This window comes from Klebsiella sp. 18074 (assembly GCF_902705905.1).
Lineage (GTDB): Bacteria > Pseudomonadota > Gammaproteobacteria > Enterobacterales > Enterobacteriaceae > Klebsiella > Klebsiella terrigena.
This window is the reverse complement of record NZ_CACSIS010000073.1, coordinates 1-3,295: the sequence shown is the minus strand read 5'-3', so window position 1 is coordinate 3,295 and position 3,295 is coordinate 1. Positions and strand designations below refer to the sequence as shown.

General features: G+C 52.4%; 2 rRNA genes. Both read left to right on the top strand.

Annotated elements, in window-relative coordinates:
* Nucleotides 1–66 precede the first annotated feature (66 nt).
* Nucleotides 67–2,974: ribosomal RNA gene (locus tag GVK32_RS28465) — 23S ribosomal RNA — on the top strand.
* Between the two features lie 198 nt (nt 2,975–3,172).
* Nucleotides 3,173–3,288 (top strand): 5S ribosomal RNA (gene rrf, locus GVK32_RS28460).
* The last annotated feature ends 7 nt before the right edge of the window (nt 3,289–3,295 follow it).

Sequence of the window (3,295 nt, the reverse complement as noted above, 5' to 3'; positions counted from 1 at the left end):
CGGTGTGTTCGAGTCTCTCAAATTTTCACAACACGACCTGTTTTACGAAACAGCTTCGGGTTGTGAGGTTAAGCGACTAAGCGTACACGGTGGATGCCCTGGCAGTCAGAGGCGATGAAGGACGTGCTAATCTGCGATAAGCGTCGGTAAGGTGATATGAACCGTTATAACCGGCGATTTCCGAATGGGGAAACCCAGTGTGTTTCGACACACTATCGTTAAGTGAATACATAGCTTAACGAAGCGAACCGGGGGAACTGAAACATCTAAGTACCCCGAGGAAAAGAAATCAACCGAGATTCCCCCAGTAGCGGCGAGCGAACGGGGAGCAGCCCAGAACCTGAATCAGTTTGTGTGTTAGTGGAAGCGTCTGGAAAGTCGCAGGGTACAGGGTGATACTCCCGTACACTAAAATGCACATTCTGTGAGTTCGAAGAGTAGGGCGGGACACGTGGTATCCTGTCTGAATATGGGGGGACCATCCTCCAAGGCTAAATACTCCTGACTGACCGATAGTGAACCAGTACCGTGAGGGAAAGGCGAAAAGAACCCCGGCGAGGGGAGTGAAACAGAACCTGAAACCGTGTACGTACAAGCAGTGGGAGCCTCTTTTATGGGGTGACTGCGTACCTTTTGTATAATGGGTCAGCGACTTATATTCTGTAGCAAGGTTAACCGTATAGGGGAGCCGCAGGGAAACCGAGTCTTAACTGGGCGTTAAGTTGCAGGGTATAGACCCGAAACCCGGTGATCTAGCCATGGGCAGGTTGAAGGTTGGGTAACACTAACTGGAGGACCGAACCGACTAATGTTGAAAAATTAGCGGATGACTTGTGGCTGGGGGTGAAAGGCCAATCAAACCGGGAGATAGCTGGTTCTCCCCGAAAGCTATTTAGGTAGCGCCTCGTGAACTCATCTTCGGGGGTAGAGCACTGTTTCGGCTAGGGGGTCATCCCGACTTACCAACCCGATGCAAACTACGAATACCGAAGAATGTTATCACGGGAGACACACGGCGGGTGCTAACGTCCGTCGTGAAGAGGGAAACAACCCAGACCGCCAGCTAAGGTCCCAAAGTCACAGTTAAGTGGGAAACGATGTGGGAAGGCACAGACAGCCAGGATGTTGGCTTAGAAGCAGCCATCATTTAAAGAAAGCGTAATAGCTCACTGGTCGAGTCGGCCTGCGCGGAAGATGTAACGGGGCTAAACTGTGCACCGAAGCTGCGGCAGCGACACTATGTGTTGTTGGGTAGGGGAGCGTTCTGTAAGCCGTTGAAGGTGGCCTGTGAGGGTTGCTGGAGGTATCAGAAGTGCGAATGCTGACATAAGTAACGATAAAGCGGGTGAAAAGCCCGCTCGCCGGAAGACCAAGGGTTCCTGTCCAACGTTAATCGGGGCAGGGTGAGTCGACCCCTAAGGCGAGGCCGAAAGGCGTAGTCGATGGGAAACAGGTTAATATTCCTGTACTCGGTGTTACTGCGAAGGGGGGACGGAGAAGGCTATGTTGGCCGGGCGACGGTTGTCCCGGTTTAAGCATGTAGGCGGAGAGTTTAGGTAAATCCGGACTCTTGTTCAACGCTGAGGTGTGATGACGAGGCACTACGGTGCTGAAGTAACAAATGCCCTGCTTCCAGGAAAAGCCTCTAAGCATCAGGTAACATCAAATCGTACCCCAAACCGACACAGGTGGTCAGGTAGAGAATACCAAGGCGCTTGAGAGAACTCGGGTGAAGGAACTAGGCAAAATGGTGCCGTAACTTCGGGAGAAGGCACGCTGATGGTAAGTGAAGTGACTTGCTCACGGAGCTGAAATCAGTCGAAGATACCAGCTGGCTGCAACTGTTTATTAAAAACACAGCACTGTGCAAACACGAAAGTGGACGTATACGGTGTGACGCCTGCCCGGTGCCGGAAGGTTAATTGATGGGGTTATCCTTAGGGAGAAGCTCTTGATCGAAGCCCCGGTAAACGGCGGCCGTAACTATAACGGTCCTAAGGTAGCGAAATTCCTTGTCGGGTAAGTTCCGACCTGCACGAATGGCGTAATGATGGCCAGGCTGTCTCCACCCGAGACTCAGTGAAATTGAACTCGCTGTGAAGATGCAGTGTACCCGCGGCAAGACGGAAAGACCCCGTGAACCTTTACTATAGCTTGACACTGAACATTGAGCCTTGATGTGTAGGATAGGTGGGAGGCTTTGAAGCGTGGACGCCAGTCTGCGTGGAGCCAACCTTGAAATACCACCCTTTAATGTTTGATGTTCTAACGTAGACCCGTGATCCGGGTTGCGGACAGTGTCTGGTGGGTAGTTTGACTGGGGCGGTCTCCTCCTAAAGAGTAACGGAGGAGCACGAAGGTTAGCTAATCCTGGTCGGACATCAGGAGGTTAGTGCAATGGCATAAGCTAGCTTGACTGCGAGCGTGACGGCGCGAGCAGGTGCGAAAGCAGGTCATAGTGATCCGGTGGTTCTGAATGGAAGGGCCATCGCTCAACGGATAAAAGGTACTCCGGGGATAACAGGCTGATACCGCCCAAGAGTTCATATCGACGGCGGTGTTTGGCACCTCGATGTCGGCTCATCACATCCTGGGGCTGAAGTAGGTCCCAAGGGTACGGCTGTTCGCCGTTTAAAGTGGTACGCGAGCTGGGTTTAGAACGTCGTGAGACAGTTCGGTCCCTATCTGCCGTGGGCGCTGGAGAATTGAGGGGGGCTGCTCCTAGTACGAGAGGACCGGAGTGGACGCATCACTGGTGTTCGGGTTGTCATGCCAATGGCATTGCCCGGTAGCTAAATGCGGAAAAGATAAGTGCTGAAAGCATCTAAGCACGAAACTTGCCCCGAGATGAGTTCTCCCTGACTCCTTGAGAGTCCTGAAGGAACGTTGAAGACTACGACGTTGATAGGTCGGGTGTGTAAGCGTAGCGATACGTTGAGCTAACCGATACTAATGAACCGTGAGGCTTAACCTTACAACGCCAAAGCTGTTTGGTGTGGTGAATTGAGAGATTTTCAGCTTAGATTCAGAGTTAAGTGCGCAATAATTTGCGCAGCAGCAAGGCGACCAGCGAAGAGAAGGAAGGAGCATACAGAGGTATGTGACTGACTTAACGAGCGCAGGCAACGCGGCTGATGCGATAAAGAATTGCGTACTGAGCACAAAGAATTTGCCTGGCGGCAACAGCGCGGTGGTCCCACCTGACCCCATGCCGAACTCAGAAGTGAAACGCCGTAGCGCCGATGGTAGTGTGGGGTCTCCCCATGTGAGAGTAGGGAACTGCCAGGCATCAAAT